The following is a 3,579-nucleotide window of genomic DNA, read 5'->3' as shown; positions in this document are numbered from 1 at the left end:
GAGGGTGGGTGGGCACCACCCTGGAGGGCGGTCTGGAAGCGGTGGAGGGAACGCTGCGGGACACGGCCCCCGCACGGTGCTTGATTCGCGAATCACCCCTGCTAGGGTTGAAAATCACTCCAGAATTGCCGCGTCGCAGCAACCGGCGTTGCCGCCGTGCGGCCCCAGAGGGTCCCGAGGTTCCATGAACCCCATCATCACCGGCCTGCTGCTGGCAGGCGCAGTCTCAATCTTCATCATCACGATGTCCGGCCGCGTGGGCGTGCTGCTCGCGATGAAGAAGGAGAACCGGCTGGACCACATCCCCTACCGCGTGGCGCAGCTGGTGCGCTTCGGGTTGGGCCAGAAGCGCATGGTGGATCCGGAGGAGTTCACGCCGGGCCTGTTCCACATCTTCATCTACGCGGCGTTCATGGTGCTGGCGGTGCGCACCGTGATGCTGTTCGTGATGGGCTTTTCGACCACCGCGCTGGACGTGCTCACCGACCTGTCCCACCCGGCGTGGGACGTGGCGCCGCCGCTCTTGGGCCTCTACAAGGTCTACCTGCTGGTGAAGGACATCGTGGCGGCGCTGGCGCTCGCGGGCGTGGCGTACTTCGTGTGGACGCGCTGGAAGGTGAAGCCGGACCGCATGTCCCAGTCCTGGGAGGCCTACCTCATCCTGGGCTTCATCGCGGGCCTGATGATCACCGAGTTCATGTTCGGCGGCAGCCACATGGTGGCCGCGCACGCCGCCGCGCAGCAGGTGCCCATGGGCGCCACGCAGGTGCCGGCGGCGCCGGCCGCGATGGTGTGGTGGGAGCCCGTCACCAGCATGATGGGCCTGGCGATGATGCCCCTGGGCCACACGACCGCTCACGTGCTGGGCGTGGCGGGCTTCTTCATCCACCTGACCATCATCCTGGCGTTCCTGAACTTCCTGCCGCTGGGCAAGCACTTCCACATCATCACGGGCCTGCCCAACGTCTTCTTCCAGCGCACGCACTCCACCGGCAAGCTGTCCACGCCCAACCTGGAGAAGGAGGAGTTCGGCGCCGCCACGGTGAAGGACCTCACCTGGAAGAACGGCCTGGACCTGTACTCCTGTACGGAGTGCGGCCGGTGCCAGACGCACTGTCCCACGTACATCACGGGCAAGCCGCTCACGCACAAGGCCGTGAACCAGGACCTGAAGCACTGGCTCTGGGACAACGAGCGCTGGGTGGAGGAGGGCTACGGCCCGAACGGCGTGAAGGAGCCCCTGCCTGAAATCGTCGGCAGCGCGCTGAAGGCGGAGACGGTGTGGGCGTGCACGAGCTGCGGCTGGTGCGAGCAGGCCTGCCCGGTGTTCATCGAGAACGTCCCGCGCCTCATCGACATGCGCCGCTACCAGGTGCAGGTGAAGGCGGAGTTCCCGCCGGAAATCCAGCGCGTGTTCGAGGGCATGGAGCGCCAGGGCAACCCCTGGGGCCTGGGCCAGGACCGGCGCGATGAGTGGGCGGAGGACCTGGCGCTGCCCACCTGGGGTGACGGCGGTGAGTACGAGTACCTGTTCTTCGTGGGCTGCGCGGGCAGCTACGACGACAAGCAGAAGAAGGTGAGCCGCGCGCTGGTGAAGATCATGCGCGAGGCGGGCGTGTCCTTCGCGACGCTGTCCAAGCAGGAGATGTGCAACGGCGACTCCGCGCGCCGCATGGGCAACGAGTACCTGTACCAGACGATGGCCAAGACGAACGTCGAGTCCTGGAACGCGATGGGCGTGAAGGCGGTCATCACGCAGTGCCCGCACTGCTTCAACACCATCAAGAACGAGTACCCGGAGTTCGGCGGCGAGTACCGCGTCATCAACCACACGCAGCTCATCAACGAGCTGCTCAAGGACAAGCGCATCAAGCTGTCCTCGGTGATGAACGCCGGAACGAAGCTGACGTACCACGACCCCTGCTACCTGGGCCGGCACAACGGCGTGTACGACGCGCCCCGTGAAGTGCTCAAGAGCATCCCGGGCCTGGAAGTGGTGGAGATGCAGCGCAGCCAGCGCGAGGGCTTCTGCTGCGGCGCCGGTGGCGGCCGGATGTGGATGGAAGAGCACATCGGCACGCGCATCAACCACAACCGCATGAACGAGGCGGCCCTCACGCTCAAGCACGCGGAGGACCCCAACACGCCCTACCCCGACGCCGCGGACAAGAAGAAGCCGGGCATGGTGGGCGACTACAAGGAGCCGGGCGGCAAGGGCATCGTCGCGGTGGCCTGCCCGTTCTGCTCCACGATGCTCAACGACGCGAAGAACGACACCGGCCGTGAGCAGATCCAGATCAAGGACATCACCGAGCTGGTCGCGGACTCCATGGAGACGAGCAACAAGGGCGGCACCGTGAGCCCCAGCCCCGTGGTGAGCACCAAGCCGGAGTAGTGGTTCCCGGCCACAGATGTGACGAGGGCCCGGTGGCTCCCCGAAATGGGAGCGGCCGGGCCCTTCGCCTTTTCAGGGCTGGGAGACTACTTGCGGCCCTTGGGCGCGTTGCCCTCCGAGCGCAGCACGCGCTCCAGGCGCTTCGTGGCGCCGGCGTCGCCCAGCTTGCCCGCGACGTAGGCGCCCGCGGAGGCGAGCTTGCGGCGGAAGTCGTCGGGCGAGACCTCGGAAGCGCGCGAGGGACGCGCGGGAATCTCGTCGATGCCCTGGTTCTTGAGCAGCGTGCGCGCCATGTCCTTCTCGTCCGAGGTGGCGTGCGGGGACAGCAGTGCGCAGACCCGGAGGTGGCCATAGGCGGCGGCGGCGACGAAGGGCGTCTCGCCCACGGAGTCCGGCAGCGTGGGGTCCGCGCCGGCCTCCAGGAGCACCTGCACCAGGTCGTCCTGGCCCGAGCGCGCGGCCATCATCAGCGGCGTACGGCCCTCGGCGTCGAAGGGGTTGGGGTCCGCGCCCGCGTCGAGCTGGGCGCTCAGGGCGGCGCGGTCACCCGCGGCGACGGCATCGAACAGGGACACGGTGCGTACCTCCGGACAGGACGCGCGGGAGCATGGCGGTTCGGCGGACGCGACGCCAGGGAGGGACCCGCGCGCTGGCTCTACGGCGGGGCGCGGAGGGCATTGCCATTTCGCGTCGCCGGGTGCCCGCTTAAATGGCGGGCAGGAGGCACGGCGTGGCTCTCTTCGCGGCGCGAGTCCTGGGTGCGACGTTCGTGGTGCTGGGGGCGTCCATGCTGGTGCTGACCTGGGGGTCGTACCGGCGGGACATGGGCATCCTGGCGGAGGGGCTGCACGCGGAAGGCACGGTGGTGAAGAAGGAGTTCTTCGCGGCCTCGGACGACAGTGACTACATCCTGGTCTACGCCTTCACGCCCCAGGGCGGTGAGCGACAGGAGCACCGGCGCCACATCTCCTCGGCGCTGTGGAAGCGGCTGCGCCCCGGGGACCGCGTCCAGGTGCAATATGGCCAGAGCGACCCGCGCCGCAGCTTCCCGGAGGGCCACGGGGTGATGTCGCTGGGACTCGCCCTGTTCCTCAGCTTCGTGGAGGTGTTCCTCACCCTCATCGGAGGGGTGGCCCTGCTGGCGAGGGCCGAGACAGACACGCCCCAGGTTGCCTCCCCCTCCC

Annotated in this window: 3 protein-coding genes; 2 read left to right on the top strand and 1 reads right to left on the bottom strand. The window is 68.1% G+C overall.

Translation table 11 applies throughout. The annotated features are described in order from the left end of the window. Window positions 1-184: 184 nt before the first annotated feature. The gene (locus tag D7Y21_RS40645) at window positions 185-2,395 is read left to right on the top strand and encodes a (Fe-S)-binding protein (protein WP_121718571.1); all 2,211 of its coding nucleotides are present in this window, start codon (window positions 185-187) and stop codon (window positions 2,393-2,395) included. Window positions 2,396-2,481: 86 nt separating this feature from the next. Here D7Y21_RS40645 and D7Y21_RS40640 read toward each other — a convergent pair whose 3' ends face one another. Next, window positions 2,482-2,970 carry an ankyrin repeat domain-containing protein gene (locus D7Y21_RS40640; RefSeq protein ID WP_120565347.1) on the bottom strand — a complete coding sequence of 163 codons (489 nt, stop codon included), beginning with the start codon at window positions 2,968-2,970 and terminating at the stop codon, window positions 2,482-2,484. Window positions 2,971-3,125: 155 nt separating this feature from the next. On the opposite strand from D7Y21_RS40640, the gene D7Y21_RS40635 reads away from it, so the two are divergent. Continuing rightward, window positions 3,126-3,579, top strand: a 454-nt coding sequence (locus tag D7Y21_RS40635; RefSeq protein WP_147469529.1) for a DUF3592 domain-containing protein, incomplete at its 3' end; no start/stop codon positions are given.

The organism is Corallococcus sp. AB045 (assembly GCF_003668895.1).
In the GTDB taxonomy this organism is placed as follows: Bacteria; Myxococcota; Myxococcia; order Myxococcales; family Myxococcaceae; genus Corallococcus; species Corallococcus coralloides.
This window is presented reverse-complemented; position numbering and strand designations above follow the sequence as displayed.